Source organism: Silicimonas algicola, from assembly GCF_003148765.1.
Lineage (GTDB): Bacteria > Pseudomonadota > Alphaproteobacteria > Rhodobacterales > Rhodobacteraceae > Silicimonas > Silicimonas algicola.
This window is the reverse complement of record NZ_QGGV01000003.1, coordinates 470776-490373: the sequence shown is the minus strand read 5'-3', so window position 1 is coordinate 490373 and position 19598 is coordinate 470776. Positions and strand designations below refer to the sequence as shown.

The following is a 19598-nucleotide window of genomic DNA, read 5'->3' as shown; positions in this document are numbered from 1 at the left end:
TCTCCGCCGCGCCGACCACGTCTTGACGATGGACGGGGCCGAGCTTCGGAACGCCGACGTCCGGATCGAGGGCGGGGTCATCGCCGCCGTGGGGCAAGGGCTCGACGCGGCGGGGGCCGAGGTGCTCGACTGCGCCGGATGCGTCCTGACGCCAGGCCTCGTGAACACGCACCACCACCTTTACCAGACGCTGACCCGCGCCGTGCCCGGCGCGCAGGATGCGCTTCTCTTCGGATGGCTGAAGCGGCTCTACCCGATCTGGTCCCGGTTCACGCCGGAGGATTTCGCGCTGTCCGCGACGCTCGGGCTGGCCGAACTGGCCCTGTCGGGCTGTTCCACGACGTCCGATCACCTCTACCTCTATCCGAACGGAGCAAGGCTCGACGATACCATCGGCGCCGCGTCCGAGGTCGGGCTTCGCTTTCACCCGACGCGCGGGGCCATGTCGATCGGCGAAAGCGACGGCGGCCTGCCGCCCGACACTCTGGTCGAGAGGGAAGACGCCATTCTCGAGGACTGCCTGCGCGTGATCGACGCCTTCCACGATCCGGCACCCGGCGCCATGGTCCGCGTCGGCGTGGCGCCCTGCTCGCCCTTCTCCGTCAGCCGCGAGCTGATGCGCGATGCGGCGATCCTTGCCCGCGAAAAGGGCGTCAGGCTGCACACGCATCTGGCCGAGAACGACGAGGACGTGCGCTATTCGCTGACGACCTTCGGCTGCCGGCCGGGCCAGTATGCCGAGGACCTGGGTTGGACCGGACCCGACGTCTGGCATGCGCACTGCGTGAAGCTCGACGCGCAGGAGATTGATCTCTTTGCCAGAACACGCACCGCGGTTGCCCATTGCCCGTGCTCGAACTGCCGGCTCGGATCGGGGATCGCACCGGTGCGAGCCATGCGGGATGCGGGCGTGACCGTCGGCCTCGGTGTCGACGGATCGGCGTCGAACGATCGAGCGAACCTTCTGGCCGAGGCGCGGCAGGCCATGCTTCTCCAGCGGGTCGCGCACGGCGCGGACGCCATGAGCGCGCGCGACGCGCTGCACATCGCGACGGTCGGCGGGGCGGCCGCTCTGGGTCGAGACGATATCGGGCGGATCCGGGTCGGGATGCGGGCCGATATCGCGGGCTGGGATGTCTCGGGGATCGAAAGCGCGGGGTCCTGGGACAGCGCGGCCCTTCTTCTCGCAGGCCCATCGTCGGTTCGTGACCTGTTCGTCGAAGGTCGCCGTGTGGTTTCGGACGGCAGGATCGCCACGGTGGACATGGCCGCGCCTCTTGCGGCGGCACGCCGCGCCGTCGCCCGGCTCGCAGGCTAAGGGTTGTTTGCACGCCTTCCGATCGCGGGTTACGGCGTCACTGTCGGCAAATGCGTATTGGAAGAAGATGAACGGCAACCGCTTCATCTTGCTTCAAATACGCGATCGACCGGCCGGCCAAGGATGCGGACCTCGCGGATGGCGCGGTCGTCCCCCATCATGATCGTCGGGAAGACCGCCACCCAGATCGTCTCGGCGCGAGCGGCGCGTTGCGCGATCACGGGCGTCGAGGCGAGGTCGAGAACGACGAGGTCGGCGTCGCATCCGGGCGCGAGGCGTCCGATGCGATCATCGAGCCGCAGCGCGCGAGCCGAGCCTTCGGTGGCGAGCCACAGCAGTTCGGCGGGGTGGGGAGGGCGGCTGCGAAGCTGGCCGATCTCATAGGCCGCCGCCATCGTTCGCAGCATCGAGAAGGAGGAACCGCCACCGGTGTCGGTGGCAAGGCCCACGGTCTGCCCCCCGGACTTCAGCCCGGCGAGGTCGAAGAGGCCCGAACCGATGAAGGTGTTCGACGTCGGGCAGTGGATCAGCGCCGCGCCCGCCTCCTTCAGCCGCGCACGTTCGCGCTCGGTCAGGTGGATCGCATGGCCGAACATCGCGCCGGGACCAAGGAGACCCGCCGCCTCGTAGGTGTCGAGGTAGTCGCGGGCTTCGGGGAAGAGGTCGCGGACCCAGGCGACCTCGTCGGTCTGCTCGGACAGATGCGTCTGCATCGGGCAGTCCGGGTGTTCGGCCCAGAGCGCGCCCAGCGCCTGAAGCTGCTCGCGCGTCGACGTGGGCGAGAAGCGTGGCGTGACGGCGTAGCGGAGGCGGTCCTGGCCATGCCAGCGCTCCAGCAGGATCTTTGAGTCGTCGTAGGCCGACTGCGCGGTGTCGGTCAGCCCGTCGGGCGCGTTCCGGTCCATGCAGGTCTTGCCGCCGACCGCGCAGAGGCCGCGAGCCTGCGCCTCGGCGAAGAAGGCGTCGACGCTTGCGGGATGGACGGTGCAGAAGCTCGAAACCGTCGTGGTTCCGTGAGCGAGCGAGAGGTCGAAGAAGAGCTTCGCCGCCTGTCGCGCGTAGCCGGGGTCCGAAAAGCGAAGCTCCTCGGGAAACGTGTAGTCGTTCAGCCAGTCGATCAGCCGCTTGCCCCATGAGGCGATGATGCCGGTCTGCGGATAGTGAACGTGGGCGTCGATGAAGCCGGGCAGGATGAGGGCGTCGCCGTAGTCGGTGATGCGCGCTGTCGGATGTGAACGGCGCAGGTCGTCGGCGGTGCCGGTGGCCGCGATACGTCCGTTCTCGATCAGGATCGCGCCCCGCGCGTCATGGCGCACCACGTCCCATCCCGCCTCGAAGGGATCGGCCGGGAAGTCGAGCGTCTGGCCGATCAGGAGTTCAGGAGTGCTGGTCATGGATCGGAAGGTATCGAGGATATCTTTCGGTTGTCCATCCCGGGGGATTGTCTAGGTTGCGCGCCAGAAGAGGAGCCCGCCCATGACCGACGCGCCCGAGACTGAGGAGACTCCCGTCGCGGAAGAGGATCGGTCGGTCGACGAGGATTACGCCCTGGACAACAGGGCAGTCGCGCAGGTCCTCGAGGCTGTGGCGGAGGGCGACAAGGCCAGACTGACCGCGCTCTTCGAGCCGATGCACGCCGCCGACATCGCCGACCTTCTCGAACAGGTCGAGCCCGACGAACGGCGTCAGCTGGTACTACTCGCGGGGAGTCTGATCGACGGCGAGGTGCTGTCCGAGATCAACGAGGACATCCGGGAAGAGGTCATCGAGACGCTGACCTCGGAACAGCTCGCCGACGCGATGCGCGAGCTCGAATCGGACGATGTCGTCGACATCATCGAGGACCTCGACGAAGACCGGCAGGAGGCCGTTCTCGACGCACTGGACATGGTCGACCGGATCGCGGTCGAGCAGGCGCTGTCCTATCCCGAATACTCCGCCGGACGCCTGATGCAGCGCGAGGTGGTCATCGCGCCCGAGCACTGGACCGTCGGCGATACCATCGACCATCTTCGCGGCCAGGACGACCTGCCCGAGCAGTTCTACCACGTCATCCTCGTCGACCCGCGCCACCGGCCCGTGTCCTATGTCACGCTCGGCCGGATCATGTCGTCGCCGCGCACCACGCCGCTCGCCTCGATCACCGAGGAGAGTTTCCGCAAGTTCGAGGTCGACGAATACGAGGGCGACGTGGCCTATGCCTTCAACCAGTACCACCTGATCTCGGCGCCCGTGACCGACGCCGACGGGCGGCTCGTGGGTGTCATCACCATCGACGACGCCATGGCCGTCCTCGACGAGGAGCACGAAGAGGACGTCTTTCGTCTCGCCGGTGTGGGCGACGAGAGCCTGTCGAATTCGACCTTCGAGATCGTGCGGCGGCGCTTTCCCTGGCTTGGCGTGAACCTTCTGACGGCTATTCTCGCCTCGGTCGTGATCTCGCTTTTCGAGGACGTGCTCTCGGCGGTGGTGGCGCTGGCGGTCCTCATGCCAATCGTGGCCAGCATGGGCGGGAACGCGGGCACCCAGTCGATGACGGTCGCGGTGCGCGCGCTGGCCACCCGCGACCTGACGGGGTCGAACGCCTGGCGCGTCGTCCGGCGCGAGGCGATGGCGGGGCTGCTGAACGGCTGCCTCTTCGCCGTCGTCATGGCTTTCGTGGGCTCCATCTGGTTCGGCGAGCCGCTGATCGGCGTGGTGATCGCTGTGGCGATGGTGGTGAACCTACTGGTCGCGGGCCTGTCGGGTGTGCTCGTTCCCCTGACGCTCGAACGCTTCGGCATCGACCCGGCCCTCGCTTCGGGCACCTTCGTCACGACGGTGACGGACGTGGTGGGTTTCTTCGCCTTCCTGGGCCTCGCCTCGCTGGTCCTTCTGTGACGCTGGCCGAGCGCAAGGCTGCTGCCCGACAGGAGGCGATCGCCGCGCGGGCCGCCGTCGACCCCGCCCTTGCGGGTCCGGCGAACCGGGCGCTGATCGAGGCGGTCCGCGCCGCTCCGGGCCGCGTCGTCTCGGCCTTCTGGCCGATCCGGGCCGAGATCGACGTCCGCCCGGCCCTTAACGACCTCGCCGCGACGCACGACCTCTGCCTTCCGGTCGTCGTGGCAAAGAATGCGCCGCTCGTCTTCCGCCGCTGGCGTCCGGGCGACCTCTTGCGCGAAGAGAAGTTCGGCACTTTCGTCCCTCAGGCGACCGAGGAGCTGACGCCGGAGATCCTGATCGTGCCGTTGGCCGCCTTCGATGCACGCGGGTTCCGCCTGGGCTATGGCGGCGGCTTCTACGACCGGACGCTCGCCGGCCTCAGGGCCGCGGGAGGCCCGGTGACGGCCATCGGCGTGGCCTACGAGGCACAGCGGATGGCCGAGGTTCCCGTCGAGACGACCGACGAGCCGCTCGACCTCATAGTGACCGAAACCGGGCCACACTGGCCCGCCTGACAGCGTCGGCTTGCCACTCCGCGCAGGCGGGGGTAGGGCGGGGCCATGCGACTTCTCTTTCTCGGCGACGTGATGGGACGGGCCGGCCGCAATGCCGTCCGCGACCGTCTGCCTGCTCTCCGCCAGCGCCTCCGCGCCGACTTCGTGGTGCTCAACGCCGAGAACGCGACCTCTGGCGTGGGGCTGACGCCCGAACATGCAACCGAACTCCTGGCCTCGGGCGCGGATGTCCTGACGCTTGGCGACCACGCCTTCGACCAGAAGGAGATGCTGGCCGGGATCGAGAAGGAACCGCGCATCATCAGGCCGATCAACTATTCGAAGGCGGCTCCTGGCGTCGGTGCGCGGGTCTTCGACGCCCCGGGCGGGCGAAAGGTCCTGGTGGCGCAGGTGCTGGGCCAGGTCTTCATGAAGCGGCCCTTCGACGATCCGTTCTCGGCGCTCGACGACATCCTGCGGAAACATCCCTTGGGTGGGATGGTGCAGGCGAGCCTCGTGGACATCCATTGCGAGGCGACCTCCGAAAAGATGGCCGTGGGTCACTTCTGCGACGGGCGCGCGAGCGTCGTCGTCGGCACCCACACGCATGTCCCCACGGCTGACGCGATGATCCTGCCGCGCGGCACGGCCTACCTGACCGATGCCGGCATGTGCGGCGACTATAATTCCGTCATCGGGATGGAGAAGGACGAGCCCCTCCGCCGCTTCGTCACCGGCATGGGCAAGGGCCGCTTTCAGCCCGCCTCGGGCGAGGCCACGCTCTCGGGGCTCCTGGTCCAGACCGACGACCGCACCGGCAAGGCCACTTCGGCCGAAATGGTGCGCGAGGGCGGACGGCTCAGCCCGTCGCCCTGACCCATCATTCCGATTCACAGGTGAAATCGGCGGTGATATTGAGAACCCACTTGCGAGTTGCATGAACCTTCCCGTCGGATCCGTCCGCATGAGTCGGCGGCTGTTCGGAACGAGGACGGCGTGCGCGTGAGAGGGATGGGAAAAATGACCAAAGACAGTATCGACTCGCGCTTCGGGCGCGGTTCTGAACTTCGTGGGGAGGGCAGGGCATGAACGGTGTCGCTTACCGCTTCTTCCTGACCGGCGCGTTTGCCGTCGTTCTGGGGATGTCCTGGGGGATCCTCATGTCGATCTCGCAGGACCACACGATGGCGCCGGCGCACGCGCACCTCAACCTCGTGGGCTGGGCCAGCATGGGGCTCTTCGGGCTCTACTACCACTCCGTGCCGCGGGCTGCCGCGACGCGACTGGCCCAGATCCACTATCTCGTCGCCCTCGCGGGCCTCGTCGTGATGGTGCCGGGCATCGCCCTTGCGATCTCGGAGCAGGGCGAGGCCTTCGCCGCGCTCGGCTCGATCCTGACGATGGCGTCCATGCTGATCTTCGTTGTGACTGTGGCGCGGAACACCGTGCCCGCCTAAGACGCCGACCCTTGCGGACCGCCCGCCGGATGGATCATCTGGCGGGCGGACTGCGCCGAAGGGACAGGCATGTGACAGGACGGACAGCGGGCCTCTATGCGGCCCTTGCGCTGATGGGGGCGGGATGGGGTCTGTCGCAGCCCCTGTCGAAGATCGCGGTCGGCGGCGGACACGGCACGCTTGGCCTCATGGTCTGGCAGCTTGTCATCGCGGCGACGCTTCTGACCGCCGTGCAGGCGGCTCTGGGCGCGCGGCTGCGAACGGACCGCGCAGCACTTCTTGTCTACGCCGCCGTTGCGCTGACCGGAACGGTGATCCCCAATGCCTTCAGCTTCGAGGCCGTGCGCCACCTGCCGTCCGGCCTCGTGTCGATCCTTCTGTCACTGGTACCGATCTTCGCTTTCCCGCTCGCTCTTGCGCTGAGGACCGAACGATACTCGCCGGTCCGAGCCGCAGGCCTCCTCCTCGGTCTCGCCGGGGTCCTGATGATCGTCGGCCCCGAGGCGAGCCTGCCCGACCGCGCGATGATCGTTTTTGTCCCGCTCGCGCTCGTCGCGCCCTTCTTCTATGCGCTGGAAGGCAACATCGTCGCGAAGTGGGGCACGGCGGGGCTGACGCCCGTGGGCGTTCTGCACGGCGCCGTACTTCTCAGCCTCGTTCTGGTGGTCCCGATGGCGTTTGCCACCGGCCAGTGGATCGACCCCCGCCCGCCCTGGGGCGCGCCGGAGGCGGCACTTGTCCTCTCCTCGGTCATCAACATCGCCGTCTATACCGGCTACGTCTGGATGGTGGGCCGCGCGGGGGCGGTCTTTGCGGTGCAGGTCAGCTATCTCGTGACGGGCTTCGGCGTCCTCTGGGCAATGGCGATCCTGTCCGAGACCTTCTCGCCCTGGGTCTGGGCGGCGATGGCGGTGATGCTTCTCGGCACGGTCCTCGTGCAACCGAAGAAGGCGGGCGCGTCACTGCTTGCCGCGCCTGACGAGAGCGGCGAAACTCGGTCGGATGCTTGACCTCGTGACCCTGCCGGGCCATTGGCCCGCCTATGTGACCCTGCTTGTCGTTGCAGGCATGTTCGCCCTTTTCGTGCGCGAGACCTATCCCCCCGAGGTGACCGCCATCGCCGGCGCGACGGTCCTTCTGGTCATGGGCGTGCTGCCCTACGAAGAGGCGCTGGCGGTGATGTCGAACCCGGCGCCCTGGACCATCGCGGCGATGTTCATCGTCATGGGAGCCCTCGTCCGGACGGGGGCGCTTGGATGGTTCACCCGGATCGCGGACGCGAAGGCAGACACCAAGCCGCGCACGGCGATCTTCGGACTGATGGTCCTCGTCGTCTTCTCGTCGGCCTTCGTCAACAACACGCCCGTCGTCCTGGTGATGATCCCCGTCTTCGTGCAGCTCGCGAACCGCATCGGCCTTCCGGCGTCCAAGCTTCTGATCCCCCTGTCCTACGCCGCGATCCTTGGGGGCACCTGCACGCTGATCGGCACCTCGACGAACCTTCTCGTCGATGGCGTCGCGCGCGCCAAGGGGCTCGAAGCATTCACCATCTTCGAAGTGACACCGCTTGCGCTGATCCTCGTTGTCTGGGGCGGGCTCTATCTCTACGTCGTCGGGCGACACCTGCTGCCCGACCGCGCCAGCATGGCCAACCTCCTGTCGGATCCGTCCAAGCGCAAGTTCTTCACCGAGGTGGCGCTGCCCGAGGACAGCACGCTGATCGGCCGCAACGTGACCGAAATCGACCTTTTCAAGCGCGATGCCGTGCGCCTCGTCGACGTGCTGCGGGGCGACCTGTCGTTGCGGCGCAACCTCGCTTCGGTCGTGCTCGAGCCGGGCGACAGGGTCGTCCTGCGCACCCAGATGGAAGAGCTTCTGGGCCTTCAGGCCTCGCGCGACGTCCGTCTCGTCGACAAGCTGTCCTCGGTCGAGACGACGACGGTCGAGGTCCTCATCACGCCGGGCGCGACGCTTGTCGGGCGCTCGCTCGGCTCGCTCCGCCTGCGCCGCCGCTACGGGGTCTATCCGCTGGCCGTCCACCGCAAGAACGAGAACATCGGACGCCAACTCGACGACGTGGTGATCCGCGTCGGCGATACGCTGCTCCTGGAAGGCGTGGCCGAGGACATCCAGCGACTTGCGGCGGACGCGGGCCTCGTCAACGTCTCGCAGCCGACCGCGCGCGCCTATCGTCGCGGCCACGCGCCCGTGGCGCTGCTGGCGCTGGCCGGGATCGTGATCCTCGCCGCCGCCGGTGTGGCGCCCATCCTCGCGCTTGCGATGGTGGCGGTGGCGGTCGTCCTCCTGACCCGCTGCATCGATTCCGACGAGGCTTTCTCGACCATCGACGGCCATCTTCTGGCGCTCATCTTCTCGATGCTGCTGATCGGTGCCGCGCTCGAAAGCTCGGGCGCCGTCGTCCTGATCGTCGACGCGCTGACGCCCTTCCTCGCCAGCCTGCCGCCGTTCCTGGTGGTCTGGGCGGTCTACCTCTTGACCAGCTTCCTGACCGAGCTTGTGTCGAACAACGCCGTGGCGGTCGTGGTGACGCCAGTGGCGATTGCATTGGCCGCGAGCCTCGGGATCGACCCACGGCCTCTGGTCGTAACCGTGATGGTCGCTGCCTCGGCCAGCTTCGCCACCCCGATCGGCTATCAGACGAACATGATGGTCTATGGTCCGGGCGGGTATCGCTTCGCGGACTTCCTGAAGGTGGGCATCCCGCTCAACCTCACGACGGGTATCCTCGCCTCGCTGCTCATCCCGTTCTTCTGGCCGCTCTAGGTCGTCGCCCCGATCGGACGCCAGGCCTTCATCCGCGCCCTGAACCAGGTGCGCTGACGCTTGGCGTACTGCCGTGTCGCGACGATTGCGGCGGCACGCGCGTCTTCAAGCGCCATCTCCCCCCGAACATGCGCCACCAGTTCTGTTGCGCCGATGGCCTTGGCCGAGGGCAGGTCGGAACGCCAGCCGGCGGCGTTGCGCCGCGCTTCCTCCAATGCGCCCCCTTGCAACATGGCGTCGAAGCGACGCTCGATGCGGGGCGTCAGCCAGTCCTTCGGCGCGTCGATCAACAGGGCCTGCGCCGCGTCGAGAGGCAGGATCGGCTGGGGCGTCCGGTTCTGCCACGCGGCAAGGCCACGCCCCGTCGCGCGCAAGACCTCCCACGCGCGCTGAACGCGCATCGGGTTGGCGGTATCGATCCGCGCCACCGTGGCATCGTCGAGGTCGGCGAGGAGGGCGCGGTGACCCTCGGCCTCGATCCGCATCGTCGCCTCCTCGCGCACCTCGGGCGGAGTTTCGGGGATGTCCGCCAGCCCCTCCGTCAGCGCGGTGAAGTAGAGACCCGTCCCGCCCACGATCACGGGCGGCGGGCCGTCGAGGAGGGGCGCGACCTCGCGCAGCCAGTCGCCTACGGAATAGGGCCGCTCGCCGGGGACGTGACCGTAGAGGCGATGCGGCAGGGCTTCTTCGTCCGCCTCGGACGGGCGCGCCGTCAGAACCCGCCAGTCGGAATAGACCTGGAGCGCGTCGGCGTTGACGACGGGACCGCCGAGGAAGGCCGCGATCTCCATGGCGAGAGCCGATTTTCCGCTGGCTGTCGGGCCGGCGAGAAGGACGGGCCGCGTTCGGTCGAGCATCTCTGTCGGTCGCGGCATGGATCCCTCGTTGAACCTCCCGCGCTTTTCCGACATTTTCGCGCGGGGCGCAAAGAGCGAGCAAGGGACAGACATATGACCGAGACCGCGAGGCCCGCTTACAAACGAGTGCTTCTCAAGATTTCCGGTGAAGCGCTCATGGGCGATCAGGGCTACGGCCTGCATCCGCCCACGGTCCAGCGCATCGCGAAGGAGATCAAGATCGTCCAGGCCATGGGCGTCGAGATCTGCATGGTCATCGGCGGCGGCAACATCTTCCGCGGCCTGGCGGGCTCGGCCCAGGGGATGGAGCGGACGACGGCGGACTACATGGGAATGCTGGCCACGGTGATGAACGCCCTTGCCATGCAGTCGGCCCTTGAAGGCGTCGGTGTCTTCACCCGCGTCATCAGCGCCATCCGCATGGACGAGGTCGCCGAGCCCTACATCCGCCGACGCGCGGTGCGTCATCTCGAGAAGGGCCGGGTCTGCATCTTCGCCGCGGGCACCGGCAACCCCTACTTCACCACCGACACCGCCGCGACGCTGCGCGCCTCCGAGATGTCGTGCCAGGCCATCTTCATGGGCAAGAACGGGGTCGACGGGGTCTACGACAAGGACCCCAAGACCAACCCGGACGCAAAGCGCTATGACGCCGTGTCCTTCGACGAGGTCCTGCGGAAAAACCTGCGGGTCATGGACGCATCGGCCATCGCGCTGGCGCGTGACAACAAGCTGCCGATCATCGTCTTCTCGCTGGACGAGCCCGGCGGTTTTCGCGGCATATTGTCGGGACAGGGGACCTACACCACAGTGTCAGGCTGACATGGACGGCTCTCGGGACCTGGCGGGCATCCGCGAGGCACTGATCCGCGACCGGGCGATGGCTGGCGTGGCTTCCGAGCTTGTGCTCGAGGGTATGGGTCGGGTCGAAGCCGCCGTCGGTGACTGCGAAGACATGATGCTCGAGGCGATGCGGCTGTTCGCCCTTGCCGGCAACGGTCACACGCGCCTGATCCCGAACGCCGCCGCGAAGGTCTATCCCTTGCGTCTCGTGTGGTCGGGGCAGGGGCTCTGGTCCTGTCCCGAGGCGCGGCGGGTGGTCAGCGTCAACGGCGTGTGCGTCGAGGAGCTGCACGACCGCCTCGGCGACTACCTGGCCGGGACGTCGGCGCGGCGCCGCGTGATCGGGGGGCTGCCGCTGGTATGGTCGCCCGCGCTCGAGCGTCTTGGCGTGGCGAAGCGCGGCGAGCCCGTGACCTATCGCTTCACCAAGGGCCGCAACGTCACCGTCCGCGAGACCGATCGGATCCGCGCCCTCGTCCACTATCCCGTAGGCGAACAGGGTTATCCGACGCCGGGACGCGATCCCTATCGACCGAGGCAAGGTGTCCTTCGGCTGGACAGCTTCTCCTCCGATCCTGTCTCGGTGGCGTCCCGATTGCAGCGGGCCGACGAAATGCTCGAACGCCACAAGGGGCCGCTCGTCGTCGATCTGCGCGGCAATCCGGGCGGCGATTTCATCAGGCACCTTCCCATACTCGACCGGATCGAGGCCTTCGGCCGGCCGGTGACGGTCCTCGTCGACCGCTTCACCTTCTCGGCCGCCATCGTCTTCGCCGCACTCTGCCGCGCCCGCCTCGAGGCGCGTGTCGTCGGCGAGGAGATGGGGGATGGGCTTCAGTTTCATGCCGAGGGCGATACGCTGACCCTGCCCGAATGCGGCGCGGCCGTTCGTCATTCCGATGCCTGGCATGACTGGGAAACCGGCCGGGCGACGCTCGGCACACCTCCTGTCATCGCCAAACAGATGCGCGCCTGTGGCCGCCTGACGCCCGAGCCGCGCATCGTCACGACACCGGACGACCTCGCCGCAGGCAAGGATCCTGCCCTCGACGCAGCCCAGGCGGCGTGAGAGAAAGGAACCATGCGCGCCCTTGTTCAAAGAGTCACCGAAGCCGCCGTCAGAATCGATGGCTCGGTGGTGGGCGAGATCGGGCCCGGCCTCGTCATCCTCGCCTGCGCGATGCAGGGCGACGGGCCTGACGAAGCTTTGGCGCTGGCGGGGCGGATCGCGAAGCTGCGCATCTTCCGCGACGCCGACCAGCGCATGAACCTGTCGGTGACGGACCAGGGCGGATCAGTTCTGATCATCAGCCAATTCACGCTGGCCGCCGACACCTCGCGCGGAAACCGTCCGGGCTTCTCGCAGGCCGCGGCGCCGAACCTGGGCGCCGAGCTGGTCGAGACGCTGGCGACCGAACTGGCCCGTCTCGGGCTCACGGTCGCGCGGGGACGTTTCGGCGCGGACATGAAGGTCAGCCTCGTGAACGACGGCCCGGTGACGATCTGGCTCGACACGGCCGAGCGCAAACCATCGCCATGAAAATTGCGCATCGCCTGCACGGGCTTGCCACGGCCGCTCTATACATCCTGCGACCGATGCAGGTATAGAAGGGCGACTTTCGGACCCGAACCGCTTTAGAACGGACGGAACAGGCATGGCAGAAGACCTAGACATCGACGACCTCGAACGGAGGATGGAAGGCGCAATGGCGGCGCTTCGGCAGGAATTCCTGTCACTGCGCACGGGCCGTGCCGCGGCCTCGATGCTCGAGCCGATCATGGTCGATGCCTACGGGGCTCTCACGCCGATCAACCAGGTGGGCACGGTCAACGTCCCCGAGCCTCGGATGATCACGGTCAACGTCTGGGACAGGGCGCTGGTGAACAAGGTCGAAAAGGCGCTGCGCGAGTCGGGCCTCGGCATCAATCCCGTGGTCGACGGCACCATCATCCGCCTGCCGATCCCCGAGTTGAACGAAGAGCGCCGCCGCGAGCTGACGAAGGTTGCGGGCCACTATGCCGAGAACGCGCGCGTGGCTGTCCGCAACGTCCGCCGCGACGGCATGGACAAGATCAAGAAGGCGAAGTCCGACGGCATGAGCGAAGACGACCAGAAGTTCTGGGAAGCCGCCGTGCAGGACGCGACCGACAAGGCGATCAAAAAGATCGACGCTGCGCTGGAAAGCAAGCAGGAAGAAATCATGCAGGTGTAACCTGCTGACGTGGGGCGAGTGACCAGGAGAACCGACTTGGGCAAGAATACAGACCGGGCAAGCCCCGCGCATGTTGCGATCATCATGGATGGCAACGGGAGGTGGGCCCAGAAACGTGGCAAGCCACGCCTTTTCGGCCACCATGCCGGGGCGCGCCGCGTCCGCGAAATCGTCGAGGCCTGCCCCGACTTCGCGGTCAAGTACCTGACGATCTTCGCTTTCTCCACCGAGAACTGGAAGCGCACTCAGTCCGAAGTTTCGGGGCTGATGAAGCTCTTCAAGCGCTACCTGATGAGCGAGACCAAGGAATTGGTCGACGCCGGCGTCCGCGTCCGTTTCATCGGCGACCGCATCAAGCTGGACGAGACGCTCGTCGCGCTGATGGACGAGCTCGAGCTTCTGACCTGCCACAACGATACGGTCCATCTGACCATCGCGCTGAATTACGGCGGCCGCGACGAGGTGGCGCGCGCCACCAAGCGTCTCGCCCGCGAGGTCAAGGCGGGGCGCATCGACCCCGAAGCCGTCGACGCCGAAACCCTGGCGCGATACCTCGACACCTATGTCCTGCCCGATCCCGACCTCGTCATCCGGACGAGCGGAGAGGCGCGGATTTCCAACTTCCTTCTCTGGCAGTCGGCCTATTCCGAATACGAGTTCGTGGACACGCTCTGGCCCGATTTCACGCGGGACGAGTTCGGACGCATCCTTGCCAGCTTCACGCGCCGGGAGCGACGGTACGGAGCCGTGCCCGGATGACCTCTGCCGGGGGCAAGTGGCATGATCTGTCGCAGCGCCTGATCTCGGGCGGCATCGTCTCGGTCGTCGGGCTTTACCTCATGTGGCTGGGCGGAGTGCCGTTCCACCTTCTCGTCTCGGTCGTGGCCGGGGTTCTGGTGTGGGAAGTGGCGCGGATGATCGGGGCAGGGACGCTGGCGCTGTCGCTCGGCGGGCTGGCCTCGCTGGCGCTTCTCCTGCTCGTCAACCTGCCCGCAGGCTATGCGCTTCCCTTCGTCTTCGCCCCTGTCCTCATCGGCATCGCGCAGCTCGAGCGTCATCGCCTGACCTATGCCCTCTTCACGTCGGCGATCCTCTTCGCGGGTTATGGCCTTGTCTTCCTGCGGGACGACCACGGCTTCGTCTGGATGGCGTGGCTGGCTCTCTGCGTCATCGCGTCGGACATCCTGGGCTATTTCGCTGGCCGCTTGATCGGCGGACCCAAGTTCTGGCCGCGCGTCAGCCCGAAGAAGACATGGGCGGGGACCGTGGCGGGCTGGGTCGGGGCGGCGGGGGTGGGCCTCGCCTACGTCATCGACGGCCGTGCGAGCGGCGAGATCATCGGCGTCTCGGTCGCGATCGCCATAGCGGGACAATTGGGCGATGTCGCGGAAAGTGCGCTGAAACGCCGCTTCGACGTCAAGGACAGCTCGAACATCCTGCCGGGGCATGGCGGGTTGTTCGACCGGTTCGACTCCATGCTTGGCGCCGCGCTGTTCCTTCTGCTCATCAGCCAGATCATCAACTTCCCCTTCGGCATCAGATGACCCGTCGCGTTTCGGTCTTCGGGGCGACCGGCTCGATCGGGGCGAACACGCTCGACCTGATCCGCCGCGCGCCGGACGACTATCGCGTAGTGGCCTTGACCGGGGGCCGGAACATCGCGGCACTGGCGCGCGACGCACGGGAGCTGCGGGCCGAGGTCGCCGTCACTGCGCATGAAGACTGCCTGCCTGCTCTGCGCGAGGCGCTGGCGGGCTCCGGTGTCGAGGCGGCGGCGGGCGAAGCGGCGATTTGCGAGGCGGCCGCGCGACCAGCGGACTGGATCATGTCGGCCATTGTGGGCGCGGCGGGGTTGCCGCCCGGTCTGAAGGCGCTCGAGCAGGGGACGACGCTGGCGCTGGCCAACAAGGAAAGCCTCGTGACGGCGGGGCCGCTTCTTCTACGGACCGCCGCGCGACACGGGGCGACGATCCTGCCCGTCGACAGCGAGCATTCGGCGATCTTCCAGGCGCTCCGCGGCGAACGGCCCGAAACAGTCGAACGCATCATCATCACCGCCTCGGGCGGGGCCTTCCGCGACTGGCCGATCGAGCGGCTGGCGGAGGCGACGCCCGAGCAGGCGGCGACGCATCCGAACTGGGACATGGGCCAGCGGATCACGGTCGACAGCGCCAGCATGTTCAACAAGGCGCTGGAAGTCATAGAGACAAAAGAGTTTTTCGGCATAGACCCTGACAGGATCGAGGTCATCGTCCATCCCGAAAGCCTGGTCCACGCCCTTGTCGGCCACCGCGACGGCGCGCTCATCGCCCATGTGGGCCCCCCTGACATGCGTCACGCCATCGGCTACGCCCTCAGCTTTCCCGACCGGGCGGAATTGCCTGTCGAGAGACTGAATCTCGCGAAGATCGGCAGCCTGACGTTCCGCGATCCCGAGGAGGCGCGCTATCCCGCGCTTGGCCTCGCGCGGGAGGTCATGCGGATCGGCGGGCTTGCGGGGGCCGCCTTCAACGCCTCGAAGGAAGCCGCGCTCGACGCGTTCCTCGACGAGCGGATCCGTTTCACCGACATGGCGGACGTTGTATCCCGCGTGATCGAAATTATGTCAGCGCAGGGCCTCGACAGCGCCGCAGTTGACCTCGACACTGTCCGCGAGGCAGACAAGGCGGCCCGTATCCGGGCCGAAGAGGCGATTAACGCCTTGCAGAGCTGAGAGAGAGAACGCGCAGGCATGGACTCCCTGATCCCGGTCTTCGGAAACCTGGCCTTCACGCTGGTGGCTTTCGTCGTCGCCCTGTCCGTCATCATCGCCATCCACGAATACGGCCACTACATCGTCGGCCGCTGGTCGGGCATCAAGGCCGAGGTGTTCTCGCTCGGCTTCGGGCCGGTGCTGGCGTCTCGGGTCGACAAGCACGGCACGCGCTGGCAGATCGCGGCGCTGCCCTTTGGCGGTTACGTCAAGTTCCTTGGCGACAAGAGTGCGGCTTCCGACAAGGCCGACCCCGACGTGCTGGCCGAGCTGACGCCGGAAGAACGGCGCCACACCATGCACGGCGCCCCCCTCTGGGCGCGGGCGGCGACGGTGTTCGCGGGGCCCGCCTTCAACTTCATCCTGTCGTTCCTGATCTTCACCGCGTTCGTTCTGTACTTCGGCATCCAGAAGGAGCCGCTCGTCGTCTCGGAGGTGAAGCCTCATCCCGCCGCTGTCGAGGGGCTTGCTCCCGGCGACACGCTGGTTGCCATCGAGGGCGTTCCCGCCGCCACGGCCGAACAGATGAACGCCGCCGCCGACGAGATCGAGCCGAGCCCCAGCCTCGACTACACCGTTCTGCGTGACGGGCAGGAGATCGTCGTCGAAGGGCCGTGGCTGACGCCACCGATCGCTTCGGATTTCTCGCCGGACAGCGCAGCCGCTGCCGCCGGGATGGAACCGGGCGATGTTGTCGTGTCGGTCAACGGAACCACCATAGCGGATTTCCAGGAGTTGAACGACGCCACGCGCAATTCCGAGGGCAAGCCGCTGAACCTCGGCATCTGGCGCAACGGCGAGACGCTGACCTTGTCGGTCACTCCACAGAGGCGGGACACACCCGCGCCGGACGGCGGGTTCGAGACGCGCTACCTGATCGGGATGCACGGTGGGGCCGTCATTGACTTCGAGACCGAGACCCCCGGTGTGATCGAAGCCATGGGGTATGGCGCCGAGCGCCTGTGGTTCGTGGTGGACATGAGCGTCCAGGGCATCTGGAGCGTCATCAACCAGGATATCTCGACCTGCGCCGTCTCGGGTCCCATCACCATCGCAAAGACCTCGGGCGAAGTTGCCGCGAAGGGGGTCTCGGACTTCATCTTCTTCATCGCGGTGATCTCGGCCGCCGTGGGGTTCATGAACCTGATCCCGGTGCCGGTCCTCGACGGCGGTCACCTCGTGTTCCACGCCTGGGAGGCGCTGACGGGGCACCCGCCGCCGGATCGGGCGATGAACGTGATGATGGGGATCGGGCTGTTCCTCGTGCTGTCGCTGATGGTCTTCGCCTTCGGAAACGACATTTGGTGCAGATTTATCCTGTAAGCCACAGGAACGTCCCTCACCTGCCCCAATCCAGTCACATTTCGTGCCTAGGCGTTAACCTGCACAGCACACGATTGGCGGAGCAAGCCGATGAAAACGATCCAGAGGGGATACCAAGGCTTCGAACTTCTGGTCGAACTCAACCTCGACCGTCTGTTCGTCCTGACGGCGCTTGGCGCCGCACTCTGGCTGGGTGCCTATTTCGGCACGTCCTGACGCCCGACCCTACGCCACCGCACACACACACGACCAGCGACGCCGCCCTCACGGGGCGGCGTCGGGCTTTTGACAGGCCCTCAGAATCCGACTACTCACGTTTCAAACAGGAACAGGCGGGGCAGGGCGGATGGTCAGGGTGGCATCGAACGGCGTGAGGGCGGCGTGTCTCGGACTTGCGGTCGCGGTCGCGGGTCTTGCGGCACAGGCGCAGGTCAGGGTCGGCGCGGTCCAGGTCGACGGCAACCAGCGCATTCCCGACAGCACCATCGTCAGCCTTCTTGGCATTCAGCCGGGCGCAAGCGCCACCGATGGACAGATCAACGACGGCCTCCAGCGGATCATGGGTTCGGGCCTGTTCGAGACCGCGGACGTGCAGACCACCGGCTCGGGTCTCGTCGTGACCGTGGTCGAGCGTCCGACGATCAACCGCATCAGCATCGAGGGCAATGAGCGCATCACCGACGAGGCGCTTCTGCCCGTCGTGACCTCGACCCCGCGCCGGGTCTATTCGCCCCAGGCCGCCGCGACCGACGCCGCCGCCATCGCCGACGCCTATAACGCCGCCGCGCGGCTGTCGGCCACGGTCACGCCCAAGATCATCCGGCGCTCGGACAACCGCGTCGACCTGATCTTCGAGATCGGTGAGGGCCGTCCCGTCGAGAACGAGCGCATCAGCTTCGTCGGCAATCGCGATTTCTCGGACCGCCGCCTGCGCCGCGTCATCGACACCAAGCAGGCCGGTTTCCTGCGTACGATCATCGGCCGCGACACCTATGTCCCCGAACGGATCGACTTCGACCGCCAGCTTCTGACCGACTTCTACCGCTCGCGCGGCTACGTCGACTTCCAGGTGCTGAACGTGGCGAGCGAGCTGTCGCGCGAACGTGACGCGACCTTCATCACCTTCAACGTCCGCGAGGGGCAGAGCTTCGACGTGGGCCAGGTCTCGGTGTCGAGCGAATACGCCAACCTGAACGTCGAGGCCTACCGCCGCGCGCTTCGCATCCGGCCCGGACAGACCTGGTCGCCGTCGCTGATCGACGAGAACATCGCCCGGCTCGAGCGTAAGGCGCTTCAGGACGGTTTCGACTTCCTGCGCGTCGATCCCCGCGTGACCCGCAACGACCGCGACCTGTCGCTGAATGTCGAGTTCGCGCTGGTCCGCGGTCCCCGCGTCTTCGTGGAGCGCATCGACATCGAGGGCAACCGCACGACGCTCGACCGCGTGATCCGGCGGCAGTTCGACACCGTCGAGGGCGATCCCTTCAACCCGCGCGAGATCCGCAACGCCGCCGAGCGCATCCGCGCCCTCGGTTTCTTCTCGAACGCCGATGTCGAGACGCGCGAAGGCTCGTCCGCCGACCAGGTCGTGGTGGACGTCAACGTCGAGGAGCAGGCGACGGGATCGCTGTCCTTCGGCGGCAGCTTCAACGACGAGTCCGGCTTTGCGCTGCTGATCGGCTTTTCCGAGCGGAACTTCCTCGGGCGGGGGCAGAGCCTGTCGTTCAACCTCGAAAGCGGCACCGAGAACTCGCGTTCGACGTTCAGCTTCGCCGAACCGGCGTTCCTCGGCCGCGACCTGACCTTCGGGCTGCGCCTCGCCTACATCACGTCGGACTACGACAACGCCACCTATGACACGACGGTCGCCAGCATCTCGCCCAGCCTGTCGTTCCCGGTCAGCGAGAACGGTCGCCTGACGCTGAGATACGAGGCCGCCAGGGAGGAGATCGTCGACGTCTCGACAGATGCGTCGCCCATCATCCAGGCCGAGGAAGGAGACCTCTTCCGGTCGTCCCTCGGCTATGACTACACGCTCGACCTCCTCAGGGGCGGCCTGAACCCGAACCGGGGCGTCCGCGTGTCCTTCGGGCAAGAGTTTGCGGGCCTGGGCGGCGACGTGGAATACGTCAAGAGTTCGGTCAGGGGGGTCGCACAGCGCGATTTCCTGAACGAGGAGGTCACCCTCCGCGCGATCTTCGAAGGCGGCACGATCAGCTCCATCGGCGACGGCGGCACGCGCGTCACGGACCGCTATTTCCTGAACTCGCGCCAGCTTCGCGGCTTCGCCTCGCGTGAGGTCGGACCGCGCGACACGGGTGCGGCGGAACCCGAAGTGCTCGGCGGCAACAACTTTGCGTCTCTCCGGTTCGAGGCCGACTTCCCGCTCGGCCTGCCCGAAGAGTACGGGCTGTCGGGCGGTGTCTTCGCCGACTTCGCCTCGCTCTGGGGTCTCGACGACACGGCCGGCGTCGCGACGGTGGACGACAGTTTCGAGCTGCGCTCGGCCGTCGGTTTCTCGCTGTACTGGACGACGCCGATCGGACCGCTGAAGATGAACTTCGCCAAGCCGATCCAGAAGAACGACCTCGATGTCGAGAAAAGCTTCGACCTCACGATCTCGACCCAGTTCTAG

Annotated in this window: 19 protein-coding genes; 17 read left to right on the top strand and 2 right to left on the bottom strand. The window is 67.0% G+C overall.

The annotated features are described in order from the left end of the window. Nucleotides 1-28: 28 nt before the first annotated feature. The gene (locus tag C8D95_RS09820) at nucleotides 29-1318 is read left to right on the top strand and encodes an 8-oxoguanine deaminase (RefSeq protein WP_420902669.1); all 1290 of its coding nucleotides are present in this window, start codon (nucleotides 29-31) and stop codon (nucleotides 1316-1318) included. 83 nt (nucleotides 1319-1401) lie between these two features. Here C8D95_RS09820 and guaD read toward each other — a convergent pair whose 3' ends face one another. Then, entirely contained in the window at nucleotides 1402-2712 is a 1311-nt protein-coding gene (gene guaD, locus C8D95_RS09815; RefSeq protein WP_109758986.1) for a guanine deaminase, read from the bottom strand. A gap of 82 nt (nucleotides 2713-2794) precedes the next feature. Between guaD and mgtE the strand changes: the two genes are divergently transcribed. The 6 genes from mgtE (at nucleotide 2795) to C8D95_RS09785 (ending at nucleotide 8975) form a co-directional block, all read left to right on the top strand. Continuing rightward, on the top strand, nucleotides 2795-4198 hold the full coding sequence (gene mgtE / locus C8D95_RS09810; protein WP_109758985.1) for a magnesium transporter: 1404 nt from the start codon (nucleotides 2795-2797) through the stop codon (nucleotides 4196-4198). Then, nucleotides 4195-4755 (top strand): 5-formyltetrahydrofolate cyclo-ligase, encoded by a 561-nt coding sequence (locus C8D95_RS09805; RefSeq protein ID WP_109758984.1) that lies wholly within the window; start codon nucleotides 4195-4197, stop codon nucleotides 4753-4755. Before mgtE ends, C8D95_RS09805 begins: the two co-directional genes overlap by 4 nt. A 45-nt stretch (nucleotides 4756-4800) precedes the next feature. Next, complete coding sequence (locus C8D95_RS09800) at nucleotides 4801-5610, top strand: TIGR00282 family metallophosphoesterase (RefSeq protein WP_109758983.1); 810 nt, start codon at nucleotides 4801-4803, stop codon at nucleotides 5608-5610. Between the two features lie 209 nt (nucleotides 5611-5819). Then, nucleotides 5820-6191 carry a hypothetical protein gene (locus C8D95_RS09795; RefSeq protein WP_109758982.1) on the top strand — a complete coding sequence of 124 codons (372 nt, stop codon included), beginning with the start codon at nucleotides 5820-5822 and terminating at the stop codon, nucleotides 6189-6191. Between the two features lie 71 nt (nucleotides 6192-6262). Next, the gene (locus C8D95_RS09790; RefSeq protein WP_241239869.1) at nucleotides 6263-7201 is read left to right on the top strand and encodes a DMT family transporter; all 939 of its coding nucleotides are present in this window, start codon (nucleotides 6263-6265) and stop codon (nucleotides 7199-7201) included. Next, nucleotides 7194-8975, top strand: a complete 1782-nt coding sequence (locus C8D95_RS09785) for an SLC13 family permease (RefSeq protein WP_109758980.1) — start codon at nucleotides 7194-7196, stop codon at nucleotides 8973-8975. Before C8D95_RS09790 ends, C8D95_RS09785 begins: the two co-directional genes overlap by 8 nt. Here C8D95_RS09785 and miaA read toward each other — a convergent pair. Then, a complete protein-coding gene (gene miaA, locus C8D95_RS09780; protein ID WP_206508487.1) occupies nucleotides 8972-9850 on the bottom strand; it encodes a tRNA (adenosine(37)-N6)-dimethylallyltransferase MiaA in 879 nt (292 codons plus the stop codon). The genes C8D95_RS09785 and miaA overlap by 4 nt on opposite strands. A 75-nt stretch (nucleotides 9851-9925) precedes the next feature. Between miaA and pyrH the strand changes: the two genes are divergently transcribed. The 10 genes from pyrH to bamA all read left to right on the top strand — a co-directional run bounded on the left by pyrH (nucleotide 9926) and on the right by bamA (nucleotide 19598). Then, nucleotides 9926-10654, top strand: a complete 729-nt coding sequence (gene pyrH / locus C8D95_RS09775) for a UMP kinase (protein ID WP_109758978.1) — start codon at nucleotides 9926-9928, stop codon at nucleotides 10652-10654. 1 nt (nucleotide 10655) lies between these two features. Then, nucleotides 10656-11744, top strand: a complete 1089-nt coding sequence (locus C8D95_RS09770) for a S41 family peptidase (protein WP_109758977.1) — start codon at nucleotides 10656-10658, stop codon at nucleotides 11742-11744. A gap of 12 nt (nucleotides 11745-11756) precedes the next feature. Continuing rightward, nucleotides 11757-12215, top strand: coding sequence for a D-aminoacyl-tRNA deacylase (dtd, locus tag C8D95_RS09765; protein ID WP_109758976.1), 459 nt, complete (start codon nucleotides 11757-11759; stop codon nucleotides 12213-12215). Nucleotides 12216-12330: 115 nt separating this feature from the next. Next, a complete protein-coding gene (frr, locus tag C8D95_RS09760; protein WP_109758975.1) occupies nucleotides 12331-12888 on the top strand; it encodes a ribosome recycling factor in 558 nt (185 codons plus the stop codon). A 36-nt stretch (nucleotides 12889-12924) separates the two neighbouring features. Further along, nucleotides 12925-13647 (top strand): polyprenyl diphosphate synthase, encoded by a 723-nt coding sequence (uppS, locus tag C8D95_RS09755; protein ID WP_109758974.1) that lies wholly within the window; start codon nucleotides 12925-12927, stop codon nucleotides 13645-13647. Then, a complete protein-coding gene (locus C8D95_RS09750) occupies nucleotides 13644-14432 on the top strand; it encodes a phosphatidate cytidylyltransferase (RefSeq protein WP_109758973.1) in 789 nt (262 codons plus the stop codon). Before uppS ends, C8D95_RS09750 begins: the two co-directional genes overlap by 4 nt. After that, complete coding sequence (gene dxr / locus C8D95_RS09745) at nucleotides 14429-15601, top strand: 1-deoxy-D-xylulose-5-phosphate reductoisomerase (protein WP_109758972.1); 1173 nt, start codon at nucleotides 14429-14431, stop codon at nucleotides 15599-15601. Before C8D95_RS09750 ends, dxr begins: the two co-directional genes overlap by 4 nt. Before the next feature lie 18 nt (nucleotides 15602-15619). Beyond that, complete coding sequence (rseP, locus tag C8D95_RS09740; RefSeq protein WP_109758971.1) at nucleotides 15620-16963, top strand: RIP metalloprotease RseP; 1344 nt, start codon at nucleotides 15620-15622, stop codon at nucleotides 16961-16963. A gap of 90 nt (nucleotides 16964-17053) precedes the next feature. Beyond that, nucleotides 17054-17179, top strand: coding sequence for a hypothetical protein (locus C8D95_RS22755; RefSeq protein ID WP_277601042.1), 126 nt, complete (start codon nucleotides 17054-17056; stop codon nucleotides 17177-17179). A 130-nt stretch (nucleotides 17180-17309) separates the two neighbouring features. Beyond that, the gene (gene bamA, locus C8D95_RS09735; RefSeq protein WP_109758970.1) at nucleotides 17310-19598 is read left to right on the top strand and encodes an outer membrane protein assembly factor BamA; all 2289 of its coding nucleotides are present in this window, start codon (nucleotides 17310-17312) and stop codon (nucleotides 19596-19598) included.